Origin of the sequence: Neorhizobium puerariae, from assembly GCF_042429745.1 — a bacterium.
GTDB classification, from domain to species: Bacteria; Pseudomonadota; Alphaproteobacteria; order Rhizobiales; family Rhizobiaceae; genus Neorhizobium; species Neorhizobium puerariae.
The window spans coordinates 43,219-64,821 of record NZ_JBHMAA010000043.1 but is presented as its reverse complement, the minus strand read 5'-3'; the positions used below and the strand labels follow the sequence as shown (position 1 = coordinate 64,821).

Genomic DNA, 21,603 nt, shown 5'->3' with positions numbered 1-21,603 from the left:
GAAAAGCGTCGTTCCGGCCTTCTGCAGAAGGCCGGAACGACGCTCGAGACAAGCGAAACAGCAAATCAATGAAGGGGGTCAGTTCTTCGTTTCGCCTACGGGGTCAAATCTTCACTTCGCTTGACAGTAAAGTTCCGCGGCGATCAGGTCGTATGCGCGTTCAACTCATTCTGGGCAGTGTTGATGGATTGGGTAATCTCGTTGAAGGCATCAATACGATGGCAAGACCGTTTTCGCGGGTCAGCCGTCAGGACGTGATCTAGACACTCACAGTCCATCTCGATGAGCAAACTTCCCGGCCGCCGGGTTGCATCGCGAAGCTGGTGCATAGGGAACTTGCTTACTTCGAGGCGACATAGGTGGAGGCGTCAAGCGTCGCTATCCGCACGGCTGCGTGCAAGGCAGTCGCCTCTGCGACCATGCCTTGAAGACGCCTCGACAGCTTGAGGATTTTTTCGGTGGTTCGATCGGGTTTAGGTAGGACTGATATTTCAATGTTGATCTTCGGCTGACCCTCGATGCCAACGACGGAGAGCAAGGCCAATTGACAGGCCGATGCTTCGACACCGAGCTCTTCGCATAGCACATGTCTCACAGGCCCGAGAAGTGCTTGTAAAATCCTGCGAACGTCGGGCGACGTCGAGTCATCCAAGTAGATCTTCAAGTTTGGCATCTTCGGCTTCCCTAAACCGGATTGAGCACGAAATCGAAGGACGACCGCCATATCGCTCGGTTATCCCCTATCCACTCATAGGGGGCGATCAGCGTGGCTTTCACGCCGAACACGGCATCGGACGACAGGTAGCGGTCATCGCCGACGAAGGTGTGCGTGACGACCTTCTGGAAGCCGAGCGCTGTTACGATATAATGCATATGGGCAGGCCTATATGGATGCCTGCCCAGTTGGTTGAGCATTTTTCCAACCGGCCCGTCGTCCGGTATTGGATAGGATACGGGCTTGATGCCGACAAAACGATAGGAGCCATCAGCGCCGGTAGTAAAAATCCCACGGTTGTTCCACCGGGGCTGAACTCCTGGCTGCTGGACGTCGTAATAGCCTTCGGCGTTGTCGGACCAGACGTCGATGGATGCGCCTTCGACGGGTACTCCGTTCAGATCGACGACCTTGCCCTCGAAAACGCAGCTCTCGCCCTTGCCATCCAGCGTGATGCAATCGCCCATCTCACGCCGCGGTGCATCGGCCACATGAAACGGTCCGAGAACCGTATTCTCGGTGGCACCTTCTTCTCTGCGATTGTTGATTGCATCCACCAGCATGGAAACGCCCAACGTATCGGAGAGAAGGATGAATTCCTGTCGCTCATCTGAACAGATCTTCCCTGTCTCCGTCAGGAAACGAATCGCGAACTCCCATTCCTCCTGTGTGATCCGGGCCTCTTTGACAAATGCATGCAGGTTTTTCACCAGGCAGGTCATCACTTCCCTGACGCGGGGGTTAATGCCTACCGCCATGCGATCGTTGACGGCAGCAACAGAAGCATCCTCCGTGAAATATTCCGTCATGACATTCTCCCTTTTCGATGGCTTTGGTGCGCGGGTGCAAGTGATCTTCGTGGACGATGATAGGGGCCGATCCGATCGACCTCTCCGGGCGACGCGCGTGTCACTCGGGAGACGCGCCTTCCCAGGCCCGCTGCAACAGTTCGCGAAGAGGTTTCGTCTCGAGCGGACGCGGGTTCCAGTAAGGGTTGGTCGTGGCCAGGCTGACAGCTTTGTCCAGATCTGCCGGCGTCAACCCGTAGTCACTCAAACGAAGCGGCGCTCCAAGCCCGACGGCGAAGTCGTGGAGACCCTTGCCAGCCGTGGGTGTGTTGAAGATCGCCGCGACAGGCGAGAGCAATTGAGATACCGCCTTCTCGGTATACGCTACGGTATGCGGCAGCAGGATAGCGTGGGTTTCCGCATGAGGCAGATCGAAACTGCCGCCGATCGTATGGCAGAGCTTGTGATGCAGTGCCATGCCCACGGCACCAAGGACAACGCCACAGAGCCACGAGCCGTAGAGTGCGTCTGCCCTCGCCGCGCCATCGTCCGGTTTCAACCTCACGGCGGGGAGCGCCCGCTTCAGAGCGGAAATTCCTTCAACGGCCATCATCGAGGCGACGGGGTTTCGATCCTGCGCGTAAAGGCCTTCCACCGCATGCGCTATTGCATTGAGCCCGCTGGTGACGCTCATCGCAACCGGTAGTCCGTAGGTCAGTTCTGGATCGTATATAACTGTTTCGGGCAGAATGGACGGCGCTCTCACGGTAGTTTTGACACCATTTTCCGTCTGTCCCAGAATGGGCGTAACCTCTGAGCCCGCATAGGTCGTTGCGACGACAAGCTGCGGAGCGTTGTTCCGATAGGCAATGGCCTTGCCGAGACCGATCGTCGAGCCGCCACCAATAGCGACGATGCAATCGGCCCCCACTTTGTCAAATTGAGCGATGGCTTGCATCGTGACGTCGACTGGCGTGTGCATCGCCGCGTTGCTGAATACGCCGACGGCGAGCTCTCCGATTTGGACGGCAAGCTTTTCGGCGTCTCTTCGCTGATTTGGTGTCGATAGGACGAGAGCGCGGCTTGCTCCCAAATTGCGAATTTCGGCGGAAACCTGGGAAAGTGTCCCTGCCCCGAATATCACTCGAGCCGCATTGCCTGTATATCTAAAGGTTTCCCACATTGTCTGATCCTTCATGAGCTCGTCTGCCGCCTCGTTCCCAGGCGCTGTTCGAGATTGCCTGGGGGTCAAATTGCAAACTGCGACGTTCTTCCGTTGCTTCCGTAAACCGCTGCCACCGTATCGGCATTCACCATCTGCGGACGGCCGGCGGTGGCAACCAGGATACCGGCGATACAACCGCCGGACCCGGCTTGGCGCTGGTTTCCGCTCCAGCGAAGCCGCTGTCTTTGTGACCTCGGCAATCACTGAAGCGGCAGCTTTCTTTCCGTCGATAATGATTCCCATGATCAGCCCATGCCCAACGAAGCGTAGGAACCCGGGCTTGGCGGGAAGACGACGGTGCGGTTGCCGTTGATGAAGGTGCGGTGATGGATGTGGGCGTGAATGGCGCGCGCCAGCACCTGGCTTTCCACGTCGCGGCCGAGCGAGACATAGTCTTCGGCGCTCTGGGCGTGGGTGATGCGCACCGTATCCTGCTCAAGGATAGGACCTTCGTCGAGATCGGCCGTCACGTAATGGGCCGTTGCGCCGATCAGCTTGACGCCGCGCGTATAGGCCTGCTTGTAGGGGTTGGCGCCCTTGAAGCTCGGCAGGAAGGAATGGTGGATATTGATGATCTTGCCGGACATCTTCTTGCAGAGACCGTCGGACAGGACCTGCATGTAGCGGGCAAGCACGATGAGCTCGGTGCCGCTCTGCTCGACGAGATCGAGAAGCTGGGCTTCGGCCTGCGGCTTGTTTTCCTTCGTCACTTTGATGTGGTGGAAGGGAATGTCGTTGTTGACGACCAGCTTCTGGTAATCGAAGTGGTTGGAGACGACGCCGACGATATCGATCGGCAGCGCGCCGATCTTCCAGCGGTAGAGCAGGTCGTTCAGGCAGTGGCCGAAACGGGAGACCATCAGGAGAACCTTCATCCGCTCGTCGGTGTCGAAGATCTCCCATTCCATCCCGAACCGCTCGGCGATCGGCTTGAAACCTTCCAGCAGCGTCCGGCGCTCGGCGCTTTCTTCGGACAGGAAGCTGACGCGCATGAAGAACTTGCTCGTGTCGAGGTCATCGAACTGGGACGAGTCGATGATGTTGCAACCCTTCTCGGCCAGAAAGCCGGATATCGCTGCGACAATGCCCCGCGTTGTCTTGCAGGATACGGTCAGAACATAGTTCTTCATATCTCCACCTCAATTGATTTGTCGTTCGGGGCCGATTTTTGAGAGGATCGAAGTCTGTAACCCCAGGCAAACTTCTGCTGTCTGCGCCTTGGATTTTTCGTTTTCGGCCATCCAGGTTCGATCACCGCCATTTCACGCTCGACATCCGACGAAACGCCCCCACTCGGACTGGAGGCCAGCCCGCCATTGCGTGGAATATGAACGAACGCTTGCATAGTTCGGCATATATGCGGAGATCCGTCAGCATGCTCTGGCCCCATGATCGATGTCCCATATCCCGGCTGGAAATATTCGTGGCTGTATGATCTTCACAAGCAGCATCACGGCCTACCAACCCGATGCCAATTATCTCGCGGTTATACCGACAAATCGATCCAGTTCGGTCCGGTCGGATCTCAGGTTCACCGCCTTGTCTTCGAGAACGATCCTGCCTTGGTCGAGCACGACGACCCTTTCGGCGAACTCCAGGGCAAGCTTGATGTGTTGTTCGACCAGCACGATGGTGTGGCCCCGCGCAGACAGCTTGCCGAACACGTCCATCAGCATCTCGCAGATGACAGGCGCCAATCCTTCGAGAGGTTCGTCCAGGAGGATGATCTCCGGGCGAGCAGCCAGAGCCCGGGCGATCGACAGCATTTGCTGCTCCCCGCCCGAAAGCTGACGGCCTCCGTTCAACCTCCGTTCTTTCAAGCGGGGAAAGAGATCGTAGGCGTCCTGGAGCGAAGCGCCGTTGCGCAAACCCGCGAGGAGATTTTCCTCGACGTTCAACGACGTAAAGATATCGCGCGTCTGCGGCACGATGCCGATACCCAATCTGGCCCGTTCATGAGGCTGCAGACCATCAACCGAGGACCCTCGGTGTCGAATGGTCCCGGAATGTTGTCGCGTTTGGCCCATGATGGTTGAGAACAAAGTCGTCTTGCCGACGCCGTTGCGTCCCACGATCGCGATACGCTCGCCTCTCGAGACATGAAGGGAAACGTCGCGAATGATGTGCGTCTCGCCATATCCTGCAACCACATTATCGAGAGCAAGCAAAACCTCAGTCATGGCCGGCCCCTAGGTAGAGTTCGCGAACCCTCGGATCTCTCGTCACCTCTTCCGGCGTCCCCTCCATCAGGATCGCACCGTTCACCAGAACAATGATCTTGTCGGCCACTTCAAACACCAATTCCATGTCGTGTTCGATAATGAGGACCGATAGGTCGGCCGGCAGCCGCTTTATGGCCGCAACGATCAGATGGCTGTCGGTCGTAGGCACTCCGGCGGCGGGTTCGTCGAGAATTAGGACCTTGGGCCGTAGTGCCAGGGTAAGGGCCAGCTCGACAAGACGCTGCTGGCCATAGGCCAGACCGCGCACCACCTTTTCGGCCAAAGGCGTTAGGTGGAGCTCATCCATAAGCTTAGCAATCTCGGCCTCGATATCCCGGTATCCGTCCGCACGACCGAAGATCGTTGCGGCGCCACCTTCGCGCTCGAGGATTGGGAGGCGCAGATTTTCACGTACCGTGAGACCACGGAAGAGGTTCGTGATCTGAAACGTCTTGGCAATTCCGGCCCGCACGCGCGCCGACTCGGATAATTTCCCGATGTCGTTTCCATTGAGGTGAATGGTTCCCGAGCTTGGCTGGAGGACGCCGGTTAGGAGATTGGCGAACGTTGTCTTGCCCGCCCCATTGGGGCCAATCAGTGCGGTTCTGCAGCCGGGCGGCAGTGTGACGTTGAGATTGCGGGCGACATGAAGGCCGCCAAAGTTTTTGGATAGCTCGCGTATTGCAAGTCCTTGCATCACATCCCCCTCCTGAAGAGAAGAGCGACGCGCCCTGGCAAGGAGGTGAGACCGCTTGGCAACACGAACACGACCAGGAGAAGCATGATGCCGATGACAAACAGCCAGTTAAACGGATCGATGCTTGCGGCGACATGGTGCACCGACATGAATATCAAAGTCCCGACAAGTGCTCCGTACAGGCGCCCTGCCCCGCCAAGGATGAGCATGACCATGACGTCCGCCGAGAGCGAGAAATTGAAAACCTCGATGCCAACGAGCCCGGTAATTTGCGCAGCAAGAGCTCCGGCAATACCGGCTATTCCCCCGGCAATAACATAAACGGTCACCTTTCGCCGATACACGGGCGTGCCGATGGCACGCATGCGGCTCGCACTTTCGCGGATCCCTTTCAGGCCGAGCCCGAATGGAGAACCCGCAAATAGCCGGCAAAAAACGAAGACGGCGATGAGAACGCAAACGCTGTAGATGAAGGCCACCTGTCCGACAAAGTCGAATTCGAAGAACCCGAGCAGCGGGGAAACGGATATTCCAGGGAGGCCATCCGCACCTCCCGTCAACCACCGCGCTTTCGAAGCGGCCTCCTGAAGCATCATCGTGATGGCTATGGAGATCATGATGAGTGTCATGCCGTGGGTGCGCAGGAGCACGAGGCCGGACGCCCAGCTGATGGCCGCTCCCGCCAAGGCTCCGACTGCAAGGCCCACAAGGGGATCCGGCGACAAATGAACGGAAACGAGGCCCGCCGCATAGGCGCCGCAGCCATACATCGCGGCGTGCCCCAAAGTGGCGATGCCGGCATACCCAAGGATAAGGTCGAAGGATAAGACCAATATCATCATGATGACGATCCGGGTCAGAAACGCCAGGTCGTACGGGAATAGGACAAAGGCTATCGAAGCTCCCGCGATCAGTACCAGAACCGGGACCAGCATGCCGGTCAACGACCCCGCGCCCGGCGCCGATGTCTGCGAAGTGAGGTCTTGCATCAGGCTCTCCCCATCAAGCCGTTGGGACGAAGGGCGAGCAGAGCGGTAACGGCGAGGAAGAAGAAGATGGTGCCGAAGTCGGGCAGCACATAACGCCCGAACGTGTCAAGAATTCCGAGCCCAATAGAGGCTATGAACGAGCCGAGAACGCTACCCAGCCCGCCGACCGAAACCACGATCAGGAACAGAACCATGTAGCGCAGGGGATAATATGCCTCGATCGGCAGGAGCTCCGCGCCGAGCACGCCGCCTATCGCCGCCAGGCCGGCGCCGATTGCAAATGCGCTCAGATAGACGCGTGGCGTGTTGATGCCAAGCGACGCGGCAGCCACCTTGTTGTCCACCGCTGCGCGCAGGCAGATGCCAAAGCGCGTCTTTTCTATCAGAAGCCACAAAGCCAAAAGAACGAAGATCCCGGTCGCGATGACAACGACCCTATGGAGAGGAAGGGTTTTGAACCCCAGGTTGATCGGAAACGAAAGGATCGCTGGTGTGCCCTGCGGCAGGATAGTGGAGCCCAGAAAGAGATTGACGGTCGCGATTATCAGGAAAACGATTCCGATCGTCGCCAATACCTGCCCAAGTTCGCTAAAGCCGTAGATGTGGCGATAAACGAAACGCTCCATGGGCAGAGACAGGATCACAACCGCCATGACCGCCAATGCACAGGCCGCTGCGAATGGAATGCCCATTCGCATGGTCATGACATGGACCAAAGCACCCCCGACAAGCGCGAACCCGCCGTGGGCAAGGTTGATTATACGCATCAATCCCATCGTAATTGAGAGGCCAACCGAAATCATGAACAAGATCATGCCATAGGCTATGCCGTCGACGAGGATACTAAGAACGACAGACATTCTTGCTACCTGTATGTTTGAACCGACCGGAATGGGGATGCGGCGGACGACCGTCCGCCACGTCATGACCGTCAGGGATTGAAACCCAGGTCAGGAACATTCGGGATCGTTACAAACTCTCGATTTACGAGTTTGCCATCGGCATTTTTTTCAACCCGCCGGATATAGACGTTTTGGATGACATGCCGGGATTCAGGATCAATCTTGACAGGCCCGCGCGGGCTTTCCCATTCCAGCCCCTTCGCTGCGTTTATCGCTTTCTGGCCATCGCCGCCCGCGGCGGCAATCATCTTGTAGATGAGGTTGACGCCGTCATACGCACCAACTGACGCCATGTTGGCCCGGGAACCAGGGTGAAGCTCCTGCAGCTTGGCGACAAAGCTTTTGTTCAACGCTGAATCATGGACATCAGAATAGTGATAGGAAGTAATGAGGCCGATAGCTTGGTCACCGAGCGCATCTATGGTCGTTTCATCCGTCTCGCCCGTACCATAAAAGGATATGCCCGCGGCCTTGAGGCCATTCTCATTGTAAGCTTTGGTAAACGCAAATGTAGCAGGACCAGCCGGCAGGAACGCAAAAACCCCGTCGGCTCCGGAGTTCTTGATGCGTTGCATGAACGGGGCAAAATCGGTGGTCTGGACCGGCATCCGGATTTTCTCGACCACGGTGCCGCCGTTCTTCTCGAAAGCGCTCGTGAAAGCGGTTTCGGCATCGATGCCTGGGCTATAGTCGGAAACCGCTGTCACGACTTTCTTCGCGCCGTTTTTTGCCGCCCATTCGCCGACAGGCTGCGCAATCTGCCAAAGCGTAAAGCTGCTGCGCAGGAAATAGTCGGACTGCTTGTTGATGGACGACGTTCCCGCATTGAAGATTACAGCGGGAACTTTTGCCTGCTTGAGAAGTGGCGCAACCGCCACGGCATTCGGCGTGAAATCGAAGCCGGCAAGATATTTCACGCCCTCGCGAACGAGAAGCTCCTGGGCTGCGGCCTTGCTCGCATCGGCATTCGGGCCACCGACATCTTTGTAGATGAATTGAATTTTTTGGCCGGCAACTTCGTCCCCGTGCTGGGCAACATAGACGTCGATGGCCTCCCGGAATTGCTTGCCCCAAATTGCATTGGGACCAGAGAACGTGGCGATCACGCCGACTTTGATTGTTTCCGCATTGACCGCAGTGCAAAGAAAAGACGTAACTACGGCAATCGATGCGCCGATTGCCCACCTGCTTATTTTCATGCTCTCCTCCCAACCGGAAAAACGTCCGGTGCGCATGCTGGCCGCCCGCCAGCCTCCTCAAGGTCAAGATAGTACGGTTTCCGTACTATGTGTCAATGTGCCACATTTGGCGTAAATCTATTAAATACCATGATTTAGCTATTTGACCGGTTCCACATTGCGGATTCCGACGTGAAGCCGGCCGGCAATCCGATCAAAGACCGGCCACCATTCCGATTTGAAGCCGGCCACCGTTCCAATCAAAGACCGGCCAGTTTTCGGCACTGAAGACTACTCCCTGGGTCAGCAACTTTGGCATCAAATACCTCTCGATGAACGAGGGGATTTTGATGCCGGCAAAGAGAAGGCTGACTATGAGACAGTTACGACAAATGCTGCGGCTTGCCGGAAGCGGGACCAGTTCCCGCGAGATTGCCGTCGTGTTGGGAATAGCGCGCAGTACGGTGCAGGATAACCTGCAGCGCGCAGCAGCGGTTGGATTGAGCTGGCCCTTGCCGGGCGAACTGACCGACGATGCGCTTGCGAACAAACTCTTCACTCGCAACGGCGTCAAACAGGGCACGAGAAGACGCGTCGAGCCGAACTGGGCCGATCTTGCCGTCGAGCTCAAGAAGCCTGGCGTCACCTTGCTTATCCTGTGGGAGGAGTATCGTGGGTCGCATCCCGAGGGTTACGGCTACAGTCGCTTTTGTGAACTCTTTCGCGGTTTCGAACAGCGGCTTTCGCCGACGATGCGCCAGGAGCATGCGGCCGGCGACAAGGTCTTCGTCGACTATTCCGGCAAGAAGATCCCGATCGTTGATCGCAAGACCGGTGAGATCCGCGAAGCAGAGATCTTCGTGGCGGTGCTCGGTGCATCCAGCTTCACCTATGCGGAGGCGACCTGGACACAAACGCTCCCCGACTGGATCGGTTCGCATGTCCGGATGTTTCGCTTCTTCGCAGGCGTTCCCCGGCTGATCGTTCCCGACAATCTGAAGTCAGGCGTCAGTCGTGCCAGCTTTTACGATCCCGAGATCAACCGCAGCTACGGCATGATGGCCTCCCACTATGGCGTCGGCGTTCTTCCGGCACGGCCAAAACGTCCGCGGGATAAATCGAAAGTGGAAAATGGAGTGCGTTTCGCCCAGTCCGCTATTTTGGGGCGGCTGCGCAATCAGACTTTCTTCTCACTGGCTGAGGCCAATGCCGCCATCAGCCAGGCACTCGATCGCATCAACGATCACGTCATGCGCCGGCTGGGTGTCAGTCGCCGGCAACTGTTTGAGAGTATCGAACGTACCGCACTCGCAAGCCTTCCTGTCGAAGACTACGAATTTGCCGAATGGCGTTTGGTCCGCGTCTCGACGGATTACCACGTCGAGTTCAAGAGCTTCTTTTATTCCGTACCGCACAGCCTCATTCGCCAGCAGGTCGATCTGAGGGCGACAGCACGCACCATCGAGATCTTCCACCGCGGCAAGCGCGTCGCCGTGCATCAGCGCCGCTATGGCGGTCCTCGCCATGGAACCGACCCGGATCATATGCCCAGTTCCCACCGGCGCTATGCCGAATGGACACCGGATCGCTTTCGACGCTGGGGCGCATCCATCGGTCCCCAGACAGAAGGATTGGTCATCGCAATCCTTGCCAGTCGTCCGCATCCCGAACAGGGCTTTCGAACGTGTCTGGGTGTGCTTCGCCTGTTTCGCGACATCGAACGCAATCGTGCCGAAGCCGTTTCAGCCCGCGCCGTCGAGATCGGTGGGCTGAACTGCAAAAGCATTGCTTCGCTCCTGGCCAACCACAAGGCCGCACGCCATTCCACCGAACCGACCGCCGTCGTCGATCACGCCAATCTGCGTGGCCCTGATTACTTTCATTGAGGAAGACACCAATGCTGATCAATCCCACCATCGATATGCTGCGCGAACTCGGCCTTTACGGCATGGCCACAGCCTTCCAGGAGCTCGACGCACAATCAGAGGCGCGCGGCCTCGAGCATGGAGCGAGCATGGAGAATGGCTTGCCATCCTGCTCGAACGAGAGACTACCATGCGCCGCCAGAAGCGTTTCGAAGCCCGCGCCAGGGCTGCGAAGCTTCGCCATGATGCGCAGATCGAGAATGCCGACTTTCGTGCCGCCCGCGGCCTCGACCGCAATCTGTTCATGACGCTCGCCGGTTGCGACTGGATCCGCAAGCACCACAGCCTCCTCGTCACAGGGCCGGCCGGCGTCGGCAAAAGCTGGCTTGCCTGCGCACTGGGCCATAAGGCATGCCGCGAGGATTTCTCCGTCGCCTACCACCGCGTCCCCCGATTGTTCGCAACACTTGCCCTTGCAAGAGGCGACGGGCGATACGGTCGGATCCTCAAATCTCTCGCTAAGACCGACTTGCTGATCCTCGATGATTGGGGACCGGAAAAGCTCAACGATGATCAGCGGCGCGATCTCCTCGAGATCATCGAAGACCGCTACGAGCGTCGCTCAACGATCGTCACCAGCCAGGTGCCGCTGGATCGCTGGTGGGAGATCATCGCAAACCCCACGCTCGCCGATGCGATATTGGACCGCCTCGTTCACAACGCCTATCGCATCGATCTCACCGGTGAAAGCATGCGAAAACAGCGCTCGCCGATTGTGCCTGAAACACCGCACGCTTGACCTGAAACGAAACCCGATCCAAACATCAAACAGACCCAGGGTCAGTCCGAGAAAGGGCCGGCTTCAAATCGGAATGCTGGCCGGAATGAAATCGGAATGAGTGGCCGGCTTCATCGGAATACGCATCCACATTGAATCTTGAACGGCGATATTGGTCGACAGGCCTGACTAAAAAGGCGCTGAGCAATGATCCTGATAGCACCGGATCCAGTCCACTGTCCTGTGAACGCCGCCGAACGGATAGAAGTGAAGTTTCACTTGTCCCAAAGCTTCATCGACCAAGGAATTTGCATAGTGATCCACAAGCCTGTCCGGCGTCGCACTCGTCAGCAGCTGGGTAACCGACAGGCCGTATTTTTTCATCACTGCCGTTGAGGCGGAAACTCCGCACACAGCGGCAAACCGCAGAAGGGTTTTCACGCTTGCCGGGCCGGGAATCCCGATATGGATAGGCACGTCTATCCCGTTGCTCCGCACCTGCCTGATCCATGAAACGACAGGCTCAGCGCTGAAAGCAAATTGCGTGAAAATGGACCATTCCAACTTCATGTTCTCGAGTATGTCGCGCTTGTCGAGAAGGGCTTTCGAGATTACCTCGCGGCTCTGGACAGGATGTTTTTCGGGGTGGCCCGCCACTGCCACATGCTTTATGCCGTAGTCTTGCAGGACACCGCTACGCAAAATCGTAGCAGTGTCCACAAATGGACCCTTGGGAGGATCAAGATCACCTGCGAGAAGAAGTAGTCGGGTAATATCGGCGCGATCCGCCCATCTGGACAGGAAGTCCTCCAGATCGCCTCGCGAACCCATGCGCCGCGCAGCGATGTGCGGCATTGGCTCGAACCCGGCATCGCGGACGGCCTTGGCTGCCTCCACACGATCGGCGTTCTGCTCGGTCGGCAGGAACGGCACGGATATCACCGTCTGCGCCGGGACACTGCTGGCTATGCTGTCAAGCTGTGACACGTCCTTGGCGGTTAATTCAAGCGTATACCCGTCCAGGATACTGTGCTGAAGATGTGATTTGACATCGGCCGGGATCTCATCGTGGTACCGTTCCATTGTCGTCGCGGCGATCCCTTCCCCGCGGCAAGGGCCCGAGGTGAAGGCTTCTGACAACTGGATGGGGGCAAAGGTTCGCCGCTCGGCTCACCTGACTGACGCGGTAGGTGAGCCGAGCCGCACTTTGCTAGCTGATTGCTGCTCGCTTCATTTTCTGCACGGAGCTTGCATAAGGTACCGGAGCAACGGTGGCCCGAACGCTGAATTGCACGTGCCTTTCCACATGGGGCTTGCGGGAGCCCCCACCCGGCTCTCCCCACGTGAGAACCACCTGCGTGCCTGGTACCGCCGCTTCATTTTCGAGCATCGAGAGCGACAACATTTCACCTTCGTTGTTGCTGTAGCCGCAATGGCAGGAATGTCCGACAAGCCGCCCGTCCGGAGTTCGAACCTCATCGAACTGCGGCCAGCCATAATAGGCGACGGGAATGTCCAAAGCCTTGTAACGCGGCCCGGCGCCAAGCTGGGACGCGAAGATGGCCGTCACATCCTCATGGTTCCAGACAAGGGTTACCTTTTGCCGGCGCTTGTCGACCGGCATCGCCTCCAGGGCCTCCCGCCCGATAAACTGATGATCGAATTTCAGGATATGGCCGTAGCCAATATCCCATGGGGTCACGTAATAGTCTTCGATGTTGTTGCTGATAAAGCTGCCGCCAAGCTGCGCGTTGGCTTCCCAACCATTGCCGGAGAGCCATTCGCGAAAGTCTCTGAGTTCTTCTCCCGTGTAGATGCCAGGTAGTGGGTAAGGCATCCAGCCGAACTCGAAAATAGTGCTGAAATAGGTCTTCGTCCCGCCTTGCTTGAGACCGTGTTTTAGACCTGCCTGGAGAAGAGCTGAACGGACTTTATCCATGTCCTCGTAGGGACCGGACAACTCGGCACCGAGATGGCCCGCCATCCCATGCCGCAGGACGAGGACCTCGCACCCTCCGATCTTCACCCTCGCCGTCCTGAAGAAGGTGATCTCGGGTGCGCCGCCTTCCACGGCTTCGTTGAAGATATGGCCGGCGTGCGGGCCCTCCAGTTGGAATCGGTAGAACCAGCGCTTGCCTTTCGGATTGTAGGGTGTGGGATCGTCGCGCTCGATGGTGACGTCATAGCCACCCTTTTCCGCATTGTACTGGACCCAGTTGAGGACAGGCATGCCGCTGATCAGTTCGAACGTATCTTCGCCGAGCCGATATACAACGCAATCGCCGATGACATGGCCCCGAGGGGTGCATGCCACGAATTGCTTGGCGCGATCCGCCGTGAAATTCGCCAGGCTGTTGATGCCCAATCGTTCCAACAGCTTGAAGGCATCCGGGCCTTTCAGCATCAACTCCGGCATGTGATGGGATTGATCGAAAAGGATGGCAGTCTCGCGCCAAGCGCGCTGCTCGTCTCTCCAGTTCGTGAACTCGAGAGGGATAAATGCTGCGGTCAGACCGGTTCGCGCGCGGTAATGCGGCGCAACAGTGTCATTGTGGAAATAATCGACCAGATTTCCTTTTTCATCGACCAGATCCTGGAGCGATCTTCCGCCGTTTGCCTTCACCATTGCACTCTCATCCTCCTCATTCCATTGATCCTCGCCTAGCGTCGTGGCGCAAGCATCGGGTTTGTGAAAGCTACAGACATCTCTTTCAGACGACTATGACGTTGGAAAATCAGTTCAGCATGAGCTGCCGCCGCCAAAGCCATGGTCTCCACACCCACGCTTACGATTCCTCCGATGCAAGCGCTTTACAAAATCCTCCGATTTTGTTCGGATACCTGACCATATTGCCGGTTTAGTTTGGCTGTCAACGGCTTTGATTGAATGCTGGCAAAATCAGTTCAAGAGGCCTATTCGTACACGCAAGTTTTTCGAGGAAGTCAGAGATGATCTTTGTGAATGCCTGGCGCCGAAACAATATCGGCCGTCGAATGAACGAGGCCGTGCGGATTTTTGAAGGGCGCATCATCGAAAGCCTTCGCAAAGCTGGGCACGATGAACTGACTGCTGCACACATCAACCTGACGCGCAATCTTGACGAGGGCGGTACAAGGCTTACAGAGCTAGCAAAACGGGCTTCCTTGACCAAGCAATCGATGAGCGAGTTGGTCGATCAGGTCGAGCAAACGGGCCTCGTTGAAAAGCGGCGTGACCCGACCGACGGCCGAGCGAAGCTCGTGTGCTTCACGGAAAAGGGGTTTGAATGGCTCGAAGCCTTTCATGAAAGCTTGGAGCTTGCCGAAAGAGAAATGCGTGATCAATTGGGCTCCGCAATGGTGGATCTCCTCGTTGAAGCGCTCGGGAAATACGTCGAAGGACAAGACCTCGAAGAAAAAGTTTAACGGTTGACAATAGTCCGGAGTCCTTACTAATTTCCCTAACTCAGTCAGAGTTGGAGAGGATGCTTTGAACATTGAAGACTATGATGTCGCCATCGTTGGGGGTGGACCTTTCGGTCTTATGCTCGCGAACGAGCTGGGAAGGCGCGGCGTGTCCGTCATCCTGTTCGATGAGAAGCCTTCGACCGCCTTCAATCCGCAAGCGAACGCCACGCAGGCCCGGACGATGGAGCATTTTCGGCGGCTTGGATTTGCCGATGAGATCCGCGCTCTCGGAATGCCGGCGGAATTCCCCACCGATATTGCTTATTTCACGCGATATTCTAAGCACGAACTCGCTCGGTTTCGGCTGCCTTCCGCCAAAGAGGCTAAGGAGAGGGTGTCGACCCTGACCGGCTCATGGAGTGCCGCAGAACTCCCCCATCGAGTTTCCCAAAAATATGTGGAGCGCATTTTACGCCAACATGCCCAAGCGCTGGACCTGGTCTCTGTTAATTACGGCTGGCGCGTTTCGCAATTCGAGGACAACGGTTCCGCAGTCATTGTGACGGCCAAGGCTGTTGAGAACGATGCCACTCGCACGATCAGGTGCAAGTATCTCGTCGGGGGCGACGGCGCGCGTAGCTTCATTCGCAAAAGCCTGGACATCCGGTATCAGGGAGATGGAGGTGCAGTAAGAGATTTCTTCGGGGGCAAGATGTTTGCTCTTTATGTTCGATGCCCCCAATTCTACGAGGTTGTGCCTTTCCCGCCCGCCTGGATGAATGTGGCCTTCAATCAAGAACGCCGAGCTTTTATGGCCGCAGTGGACGGGCAAGGCGAGTTTGCCTTCCATACGCAGTTGAAGAATGGAGAAAACGACGAGGATATTTCCGACGAACAGGCCGTCAGAATATTCCAATCGGCTGTGGGCCATCCCGTTGAGGTCGAGCTTCTTTCGCGGGGGACATGGAACGCGGGATACGCGCTGGTTGCGGAAAAATTCCAGAGCGGTCGAGTATTCTTGGGCGGCGATGCGGCCCATCTTTTCACGCCGGCCGGTGGATTGGGCTACAATACGGCGGTCGATGATGCGGTGAACCTCGGTTGGAAGCTTGCGGCCGTTGTAAAAGGTTCCGCGCCGGCGTGCCTACTCGCCACCTATGAAGCCGAACGGCAGTCTATCGCGGTTCGCAACACCAGTTTCGCCAAAAAGTTTGCTGAATCGATCGGCAACTATGTCCCGAAATCTCATTTGGAAGATGAAAGCGAACACGGAGCCGATCTTCGTCGCGAAGCTGGCGAATACCTGGAAGCGCATGGCCGTGCGGAATTCAACATTCCAGGTATTACATTCGGTGCTCGCTATGATCATTCTCCAGTGATCTGCGCCGAAAGTCACCGTGAAAGCGCGGACCTGCCGGACGCCTATCAGCCAACGGCGGCGCCGGGAGGCAGGGCACCTCATATTTGGCTTGATGGTCAAACATCTCTTTACGACCGTTTCGGATTCGAGTGGACACTTCTTCGCTTGGGAAATCCGTCGAATAACGGTAAGAATCTGATCGCGGCCTGTGCGGCGGAGAAGATCGATCTTACTGTTGTAGACCTGCAGGTGGATGCCTTGTCCGAACTGTACGAGATGCCTCTCGTGTTGATCCGGCCCGACCAAATTGTGGCCTGGCGAGGCACCGATATTCACGACGCCGCCACCATCGTCAAAACCGTTCTTGGAAAGACGATATCTGTAAACCGCGCGTCGCAAGCCAACAACGAACATTGACGCAACACCGCCGGGTGAGACCCACCGGTTATTTTTCATTTGCGCTGCGAATGGGGGATCGTTGCCTGTCCGCTACTCGATTAGATTTCGTTGGCGGTAGACCGCGCCGTCGCTGCTGGGCAAGGCGAGCGCTCCGGGCGGACGGGTAAGGATAAACCGTCTATTTGTGAACTGTTGCCCATGCCCAGAATGTCACCAGGTTTGAAGTAGTTTTGGCACGCCGATTGCTTGTCAGAGGACGTCGATGGTTCGGATCGCTCGTGCTCTGAGGAGCAACTTCAGCTTCGAAAAAGCCCTCTTCTTGATCGGGTTGAATCGGGGCTATAAAATGGCAGAATTGCATCTATGCAACCGCCCCTGATGGCGGCCTCGGTCTTTGAACTCTTGGGGGCGGCCCAGATTATCGAGGATGAGAACGTCGCCCGCACGCAGCGTCGGCGCCTGCTCGGTCGGGAGGATGGCACCGCAGATATTGGGGAAGATATGGCGTGTCCAATCTACATTGTCTTACGCTTCGCGACGCCTCATAGACAAGACTTCAGACACGACGGCCTTGTCGATTGGGTATATATCAAACTCACAGTCGATAGTACCGCACTGCATTGTCATGGAACAACGCCTTGCGCTCGTCTTCCGCGTAGGACTTAGTGATCTCCTTGAAGGCATTAAATATCGCGTCGTAGCTCGAAAAGAGCCTGTCGACAGGGAAGTTGGAGGCGAACATGCAGCGCTCCACCCCGAAAGCAGCGATCGCCTCCTCGACATAGGGCCGGATCTCTTCGGTGCTCCAGGTCGAGTTGCCCATGCCAAGGCCCGAAATCTTGCAGGCGACGTTCGGGGCCTGGGACAAGGTCTTCATGCCCTTGCACCATCCTTCGAAGTGCTCGGGGCCATCCACCTGCATGCCCGTGTGATTGAGGATGATCTGCACATCCGGAAAGTCGCCCGCCAGTTCGAGAAACTCCTCCATCTGCCAGTAATAGAGTTGCAGGTCGAAGCTCAGGCCCCGGCGCGCCAGTTCCCGGAAGCCGCGGCGCCATTCCGGGGTACGGCTGACTTCCGCCTCGGTCAGATAGGTCTTGGCCGGATCGGGATGAAAATTCATCGACTGCCTTATGCCGCGGAAGTTGGCATACTGCATGTGTTCATCGAGCAGGTCGCCGACATCCTTTTTGCGAAGGTCCGCATAACCGACGATGCCATGCGGGAAGCCGTGTTTGTCGGCCACCGCCTGCAGCCAGCGCGTCTCGCCGGCCGGATCGCTAGGATCGTAGCCGACATCGAGATGCACCGCCTTGACCAGCTTCTGGTTGCGCGCATCGGCAAGAAAATCCTCGATCAGATAGGTCCTGTTGATCGCGGTATAGTCGCCGAACGCGGAGGGCTTCACGCCGTCGGAGAGCCACGGGTAATAGTTGTTGTCCAGATCCCACAGATGGAAATGGGGATCTATGATGGGAAACTGGTCCATGCTTCTGATTCCGCCCCTATGGGTAAAAGGATCGGGTGCGGCGTCGAGAACCCGCACCCGCTTCATATCACTTGGCCGGCGGGAAGACGCGGGCGATCACGGCCTTGGCTTCCGGTGAATCGACCTTGTCGGCCGTGACCAGCGGCATGACCAGGGCCAGGTCCTTCTTGACCGGAGCCTTGGTCAGCGCGTTGAAGACCTGCTGTGTACCGTCGATGCCCTGCCCGACCGCTTCCTGAAAGAAGATGCCCTGGATCGCGTTCGATTTCAAAAGCGAGATCGTCGTGGGGCTGCCGTCTGCAACCGCGACCCCCACCTTTCCGGTGAGGCCGCGGGTCTGGAGCACCTTGGCGGCACCGGTTCCCGCCTCGTCATACATGCCGTAGATCGCCTTGATATCCGGATGGGCGGTCAGCATGTCGTTTGCCTGCGTGACAGCCTCATTGACGGTAAGGCCGCGGGTCTCGAGCATCTGCGCCAGCGTGCATCCATCCGCCTTGAACGCCTCCTCTGCCCCCTTCAGGTATTTCTGGGCGTTCTCGCGGTCCTGCGGCAGCGACAGCATGCCGACCTTGTTGCCGCCGCGGTCCTTGGCGAGTTTGCAGACGAAGCTTCCCTGTGCCTTGCCGGTCTCGTAGTTGTTTGCGGTCACCGACGACGTGTAGTCGGTCTGGCCCGGCTGCGGACCGATCCCGGCAAAGGCGATCGGAATGTTCTGCGACTTCAGATAGGCGAGCAGCGGCGGGGTGCTGGTCGAGCTGACCGGACCGATGACGATGGCGTCGACACCCTTGGTGACGGCGGTGCGGGCATTGTCCATCTGCTTGGCCGGCGAGTTTTCCGACGTATACTCGACATAGTCCATGCCGAGCTCCTGGGCCTTCTGCTTCACCCCGTAGCCGACCCATTGCCAGTAGGAGATGTCGAGCGACGGCGCCAGATAGGCCACGGTCTTCTTTTCCTGCGCCTCGGCCGGAGCGTTCGCGAAAATCACCGCGAGCGCCAGGCCTGCGGCAACCCTAAGGCTGTTCTTCTTCCTGGTTTTCATTTCAGTTCCTCCTCCGATACGCCGGACGATTCCGGCCTTTTATTTCAGCGCTGGCTGCGCCGTGACTTGCCGAAGCGGTCGATGAGCACTGCCACGAGGATGGCGAACCCGGTCACGGACCCCTGCCAGAAACTGTTGATGCCGATGAGATTGACCCCGTTCTGGATGACCGTGATCATCAGCGCGCCCAGCACCGCTCCGACCGCCGTGCCCGTCCCGCCCAGCAGGCTGGCTCCGCCGATGACGACCGCCGCGATCGCCTGAAGCATCAGGCTGGAACCCGCAGTCGATTCGGCGTTGAGGATGTAGGAGATCGTCAGGAGGCCGGAAAACGAGGCCAGGAGCGACGAGGCGACATAGGCCATGAACTTCGTTCGCTTGACCGGGATGCCGAGCAGATAGGCGGCGGTCGAGCTGCTGCCGACGGCATAGAACCACCGCCCCGCGACCATCCTCTTCAGGAAGAATTCGATGGCGATCAGAAGCACCAGGCAGAAGAGAATGTAGTTGGGAATGCCCGGAACGAGACTTCCGCTGTTGAGCAGCCAGAAATCCGGATCGCCGATCGGCATCGAACGGCCGTTGGTCACGATGAAGGCGAGCGATCCCGCCACAGCGAAGGTGATCAGCGTGACCACGAAGGGGGCGAGCCCGACAACCGTCACCAGGAAGCCGTTGATCGATCCGAATACCAGCCCGACCGAAAGACCCGCGAGCGCGGCGCCGATCCCGCCCAGCCCCTGTGCCATCGCCTGTGCCGTCACCATGCCGGTCAGCGAGAAGACCGACCCCACCGACAGATCGATACCGCCCGTGATGACGACGAGCAGCACGCCCAGAGACATGATGATGAGCGGTGCTCCCGCCTGGGTGATGTTGGCAAAATTGCCCCAGCTCAGCGCCTGCGGCACCTGGGAGCCGACGGCGAGTGCCACGAGCGCGATGGCTACTGCGATGGCGATCTCCGTCCGATAGGCCGAGAACAGGCTCTCCCGCTGTTTTGTCGCCGGCTCGTGCCCCGCTTTGGCCGAGGTTGTTTCTGGTGCGTATGTCATGCCGCCATTCCCGTCATGTTCGCGAGAGCGTCCTCGCTCAAATCCTGTTTTTCGATCACGCCGGCGCAGCGGCCTTGCGTGTCGAACGCCACCACCCGGTCGCAGACCTCAAGGAGCTCGGCATTTTCCGTCGACCACCACACGATGATCGTTCCGCTTGCCGCCATCTGGCGGATCAGCTGGTAGATCTCCTTCTTGGTGCCGATATCGACGCCGCGGGTCGGCTCCTCCAGCACGAGTAGGCGGGAGGGAAGGCCGAGCCAGCGGGCCAGCAGGAGTTTCTGCTGCGTCCCCCCGCTCAGCGTGTCGGGCAGGTCCCAGATCGAGGCCGCCTTGATCTTCAGCGCCTCGACCAGATCCAGGCACTCCACCCTCTCCCGCCCACTCGTGAAGACGCCGCGACGCAGGATGCGGCGCGAGGCCATCACGTTGTCGATGATCGGAAGATCGCCCAGGATGCCCTTGTGGGCACGGTCGCCGGTGATGAAACCCAAGCCGGAACGGGCGGCCTGCCGGGGGGATGTGAAGGCCTGCGGCCAGCCTGCCCGCGCCACCGTCCATCGCCTTGCTTTCGCCGCTCCGACCAAGGCCGAAATCAGCGATTCCGGCCCGACTGGCGCGCCCGCAACGCCGAGGATCATTCCCGGAGCCAGCGTGATCTCGACATCGGCATCGCGGATAACGAGCGTGTCGTCCCCCGAGGCGACAGCGTTTCGGGGCTCCGGATGCGCGGCACCGCCGACTTCGGCCTGCCGCGTGGTGATCTGGCCCATCCTCTCGATGATGGCTGCGTCCGACAGGCTTTCCGTCGAAACCCGGTCCACGACGGTCCTTCCGTCCCGGATGATCGTGCAGACGTCGGCGATCTGCCGGATCTCCTTCATCCGGTGCGACACGAATACGATGGCGAGGCCGTTTTCGCGTGTCAGCCGTCTCAGCACCTGGAACAATCGCTCCGTCTCGAGCGCGGTCAGGTTGGCGGTCGGTTCGTCGAGAAGGATAAGCTCGGCGCCGGAGGACAGCGCCCTTGCGATCTCCACCATCTGCCCTTGATGGAGGCTGAGATCGCCGACCAGTTCGTGGAGCGAACTGTCTGCGAACTCCCGGTCGATGATAGCCAGGGCTTCATGGGCCTGACGCCACGATCGCTTGCGATCGAACAGGCGCAGGCCGTTCGGAAAGCGCGGCAGGACGATGTTCTCGGCGACAGTCAGATGCTGCAGAAGCGCCAATTCCTGGTGGACAACGGCCACTTTCGACCTGCCCTCGGCATCGCTCAACCGATTGCCCGCCGTATTCCTGAACTCGATGTCCCCGCCGTCCTTTCCGGCGAGCCCGGTGATGATGCGGATCATCGTCGATTTCCCGGCGCCGTTGCCCCCGAGCAGCGCATGAACCTCTCCGCGCGCCACCGAGAAATCCACACCCTTGAGAACGGATGTGGCGCCGTAGGACTTCGTCAGCCCCCTCACCCTCGCCACCAACTGCCGGCTTTCTTCCATTGCG

At 58.3% G+C, this 21,603-nt stretch carries 19 protein-coding genes and 1 pseudogene; 5 read left to right on the top strand and 15 right to left on the bottom strand.

Annotated elements, in window-relative coordinates; all coding sequences use genetic code 11:
- Nucleotides 1-263 (top strand): hypothetical protein (locus tag ACFFP0_RS29525; protein ID WP_377265794.1); only part of this gene is annotated, 263 nt, incomplete at its 5' end.
- Between the two features lie 77 nt (nt 264-340).
- On the opposite strand, the gene ACFFP0_RS29520 is transcribed toward ACFFP0_RS29525, so the two are convergent.
- The 9 genes from ACFFP0_RS29520 to ACFFP0_RS29480 all read right to left on the bottom strand — a co-directional run bounded on the left by ACFFP0_RS29520 (nt 341) and on the right by ACFFP0_RS29480 (nt 8,737).
- Nucleotides 341-673, bottom strand: a complete 333-nt coding sequence (locus tag ACFFP0_RS29520; protein WP_377265793.1) for a hypothetical protein — start codon at nt 671-673, stop codon at nt 341-343.
- Between the two features lie 11 nt (nt 674-684).
- Complete coding sequence (locus ACFFP0_RS29515; protein WP_377265792.1) at nt 685-1,524, bottom strand: dioxygenase family protein; 840 nt, start codon at nt 1,522-1,524, stop codon at nt 685-687.
- Nucleotides 1,525-1,624: 100 nt separating this feature from the next.
- Nucleotides 1,625-2,686 (bottom strand): maleylacetate reductase, encoded by a 1,062-nt coding sequence (locus tag ACFFP0_RS29510; RefSeq protein WP_377265800.1) that lies wholly within the window; start codon nt 2,684-2,686, stop codon nt 1,625-1,627.
- Nucleotides 2,687-2,973: 287 nt separating this feature from the next.
- Nucleotides 2,974-3,858, bottom strand: a complete 885-nt coding sequence (purU, locus tag ACFFP0_RS29505) for a formyltetrahydrofolate deformylase (protein ID WP_377265791.1) — start codon at nt 3,856-3,858, stop codon at nt 2,974-2,976.
- 345 nt (nt 3,859-4,203) lie between these two features.
- Complete coding sequence (locus ACFFP0_RS29500; protein WP_377265790.1) at nt 4,204-4,908, bottom strand: ABC transporter ATP-binding protein; 705 nt, start codon at nt 4,906-4,908, stop codon at nt 4,204-4,206.
- Entirely contained in the window at nt 4,901-5,647 is a 747-nt protein-coding gene (locus ACFFP0_RS29495; protein WP_377265789.1) for an ABC transporter ATP-binding protein, read from the bottom strand. Before ACFFP0_RS29495 ends, ACFFP0_RS29500 begins: the two co-directional genes overlap by 8 nt.
- A complete protein-coding gene (locus ACFFP0_RS29490) occupies nt 5,647-6,636 on the bottom strand; it encodes a branched-chain amino acid ABC transporter permease (protein WP_377265788.1) in 990 nt (329 codons plus the stop codon). The genes ACFFP0_RS29495 and ACFFP0_RS29490 overlap by 1 nt, the downstream gene beginning before the upstream one ends.
- Nucleotides 6,636-7,496, bottom strand: a complete 861-nt coding sequence (locus ACFFP0_RS29485; protein WP_377265787.1) for a branched-chain amino acid ABC transporter permease — start codon at nt 7,494-7,496, stop codon at nt 6,636-6,638. The genes ACFFP0_RS29490 and ACFFP0_RS29485 overlap by 1 nt, the downstream gene beginning before the upstream one ends.
- A gap of 71 nt (nt 7,497-7,567) precedes the next feature.
- The gene (locus tag ACFFP0_RS29480; RefSeq protein ID WP_377265799.1) at nt 7,568-8,737 is read right to left on the bottom strand and encodes an ABC transporter substrate-binding protein; all 1,170 of its coding nucleotides are present in this window, start codon (nt 8,735-8,737) and stop codon (nt 7,568-7,570) included.
- A gap of 353 nt (nt 8,738-9,090) precedes the next feature.
- Here ACFFP0_RS29480 and istA point away from each other — a divergent pair, with 353 nt between their 5' ends.
- Both istA and istB read left to right on the top strand, forming a co-directional pair.
- Complete coding sequence (gene istA / locus ACFFP0_RS29475) at nt 9,091-10,602, top strand: IS21 family transposase (protein WP_377265786.1); 1,512 nt, start codon at nt 9,091-9,093, stop codon at nt 10,600-10,602.
- A gap of 11 nt (nt 10,603-10,613) precedes the next feature.
- Nucleotides 10,614-11,380 (top strand): annotated as a pseudogene (istB, locus tag ACFFP0_RS29470) (IS21-like element helper ATPase IstB).
- A 168-nt stretch (nt 11,381-11,548) separates the two neighbouring features.
- On the opposite strand, the gene ACFFP0_RS29465 reads toward istB, so the two are convergent.
- Together ACFFP0_RS29465 and ACFFP0_RS29460 are read right to left on the bottom strand one after the other, a co-directional pair.
- Nucleotides 11,549-12,442, bottom strand: a complete 894-nt coding sequence (locus tag ACFFP0_RS29465) for a methylenetetrahydrofolate reductase (protein ID WP_377265785.1) — start codon at nt 12,440-12,442, stop codon at nt 11,549-11,551.
- A gap of 127 nt (nt 12,443-12,569) precedes the next feature.
- Nucleotides 12,570-13,985: an aminomethyl transferase family protein gene (locus ACFFP0_RS29460; RefSeq protein ID WP_377265784.1), complete on the bottom strand. Its 1,416-nt coding sequence runs from the start codon at nt 13,983-13,985 to the stop codon at nt 12,570-12,572.
- Nucleotides 13,986-14,353: 368 nt separating this feature from the next.
- On the opposite strand from ACFFP0_RS29460, the gene ACFFP0_RS29455 reads away from it, so the two are divergent.
- Complete coding sequence (locus ACFFP0_RS29455; protein WP_377265798.1) at nt 14,354-14,764, top strand: MarR family winged helix-turn-helix transcriptional regulator; 411 nt, start codon at nt 14,354-14,356, stop codon at nt 14,762-14,764.
- A 64-nt stretch (nt 14,765-14,828) separates the two neighbouring features.
- On the top strand, nt 14,829-16,523 hold the full coding sequence (locus tag ACFFP0_RS29450; RefSeq protein WP_377265783.1) for an FAD-dependent oxidoreductase: 1,695 nt from the start codon (nt 14,829-14,831) through the stop codon (nt 16,521-16,523).
- A gap of 577 nt (nt 16,524-17,100) precedes the next feature.
- Here the strand turns inward: ACFFP0_RS29450 and ACFFP0_RS29445 are convergent.
- From ACFFP0_RS29445 to ACFFP0_RS29430, 4 genes are all read right to left on the bottom strand, one after another.
- Nucleotides 17,101-17,994 (bottom strand): amidohydrolase family protein, encoded by an 894-nt coding sequence (locus ACFFP0_RS29445; protein ID WP_377265782.1) that lies wholly within the window; start codon nt 17,992-17,994, stop codon nt 17,101-17,103.
- 67 nt (nt 17,995-18,061) lie between these two features.
- Nucleotides 18,062-19,042: a substrate-binding domain-containing protein gene (locus tag ACFFP0_RS29440; protein WP_377265781.1), complete on the bottom strand. Its 981-nt coding sequence runs from the start codon at nt 19,040-19,042 to the stop codon at nt 18,062-18,064.
- Nucleotides 19,043-19,086: 44 nt separating this feature from the next.
- On the bottom strand, nt 19,087-20,097 hold the full coding sequence (locus tag ACFFP0_RS29435; protein WP_377265780.1) for an ABC transporter permease: 1,011 nt from the start codon (nt 20,095-20,097) through the stop codon (nt 19,087-19,089).
- The gene (locus ACFFP0_RS29430; RefSeq protein ID WP_377265779.1) at nt 20,094-21,599 is read right to left on the bottom strand and encodes a sugar ABC transporter ATP-binding protein; all 1,506 of its coding nucleotides are present in this window, start codon (nt 21,597-21,599) and stop codon (nt 20,094-20,096) included. The genes ACFFP0_RS29435 and ACFFP0_RS29430 overlap by 4 nt, the downstream gene beginning before the upstream one ends.
- Nucleotides 21,600-21,603 lie beyond the last annotated feature (4 nt).

Excerpts from the sequence above, each read along its gene's own strand:
- ACFFP0_RS29520 (WP_377265793.1), bottom strand. The coding sequence starts at position 673 with ATGCCAAACTTGAAGATCTACTTGGATGACTCGACGTCGCCCGACGTT.
- ACFFP0_RS29515 (WP_377265792.1), bottom strand. The coding sequence starts at position 1,524 with ATGACGGAATATTTCACGGAGGATGCTTCTGTTGCTGCCGTCAACGAT.
- ACFFP0_RS29510 (WP_377265800.1), bottom strand. The coding sequence starts at position 2,686 with ATGTGGGAAACCTTTAGATATACAGGCAATGCGGCTCGAGTGATATTC.
- purU (WP_377265791.1), bottom strand. The coding sequence starts at position 3,858 with ATGAAGAACTATGTTCTGACCGTATCCTGCAAGACAACGCGGGGCATT.
- ACFFP0_RS29500 (WP_377265790.1), bottom strand. The coding sequence starts at position 4,908 with ATGACTGAGGTTTTGCTTGCTCTCGATAATGTGGTTGCAGGATATGGC.
- ACFFP0_RS29495 (WP_377265789.1), bottom strand. The coding sequence starts at position 5,647 with ATGCAAGGACTTGCAATACGCGAGCTATCCAAAAACTTTGGCGGCCTT.
- ACFFP0_RS29490 (WP_377265788.1), bottom strand. The coding sequence starts at position 6,636 with ATGCAAGACCTCACTTCGCAGACATCGGCGCCGGGCGCGGGGTCGTTG.
- ACFFP0_RS29485 (WP_377265787.1), bottom strand. The coding sequence starts at position 7,496 with ATGTCTGTCGTTCTTAGTATCCTCGTCGACGGCATAGCCTATGGCATG.
- ACFFP0_RS29480 (WP_377265799.1), bottom strand. The coding sequence starts at position 8,737 with ATGAAAATAAGCAGGTGGGCAATCGGCGCATCGATTGCCGTAGTTACG.
- istA (WP_377265786.1), top strand. The coding sequence starts at position 9,091 with ATGAGACAGTTACGACAAATGCTGCGGCTTGCCGGAAGCGGGACCAGT.
- ACFFP0_RS29465 (WP_377265785.1), bottom strand. The coding sequence starts at position 12,442 with ATGGAACGGTACCACGATGAGATCCCGGCCGATGTCAAATCACATCTT.
- ACFFP0_RS29460 (WP_377265784.1), bottom strand. The coding sequence starts at position 13,985 with ATGGTGAAGGCAAACGGCGGAAGATCGCTCCAGGATCTGGTCGATGAA.
- ACFFP0_RS29455 (WP_377265798.1), top strand. The coding sequence starts at position 14,354 with ATGAACGAGGCCGTGCGGATTTTTGAAGGGCGCATCATCGAAAGCCTT.
- ACFFP0_RS29445 (WP_377265782.1), bottom strand. The coding sequence starts at position 17,994 with ATGGACCAGTTTCCCATCATAGATCCCCATTTCCATCTGTGGGATCTG.
- ACFFP0_RS29440 (WP_377265781.1), bottom strand. The coding sequence starts at position 19,042 with ATGAAAACCAGGAAGAAGAACAGCCTTAGGGTTGCCGCAGGCCTGGCG.
- ACFFP0_RS29435 (WP_377265780.1), bottom strand. The coding sequence starts at position 20,097 with ATGACATACGCACCAGAAACAACCTCGGCCAAAGCGGGGCACGAGCCG.
- ACFFP0_RS29430 (WP_377265779.1), bottom strand. The coding sequence starts at position 21,599 with ATGGAAGAAAGCCGGCAGTTGGTGGCGAGGGTGAGGGGGCTGACGAAG.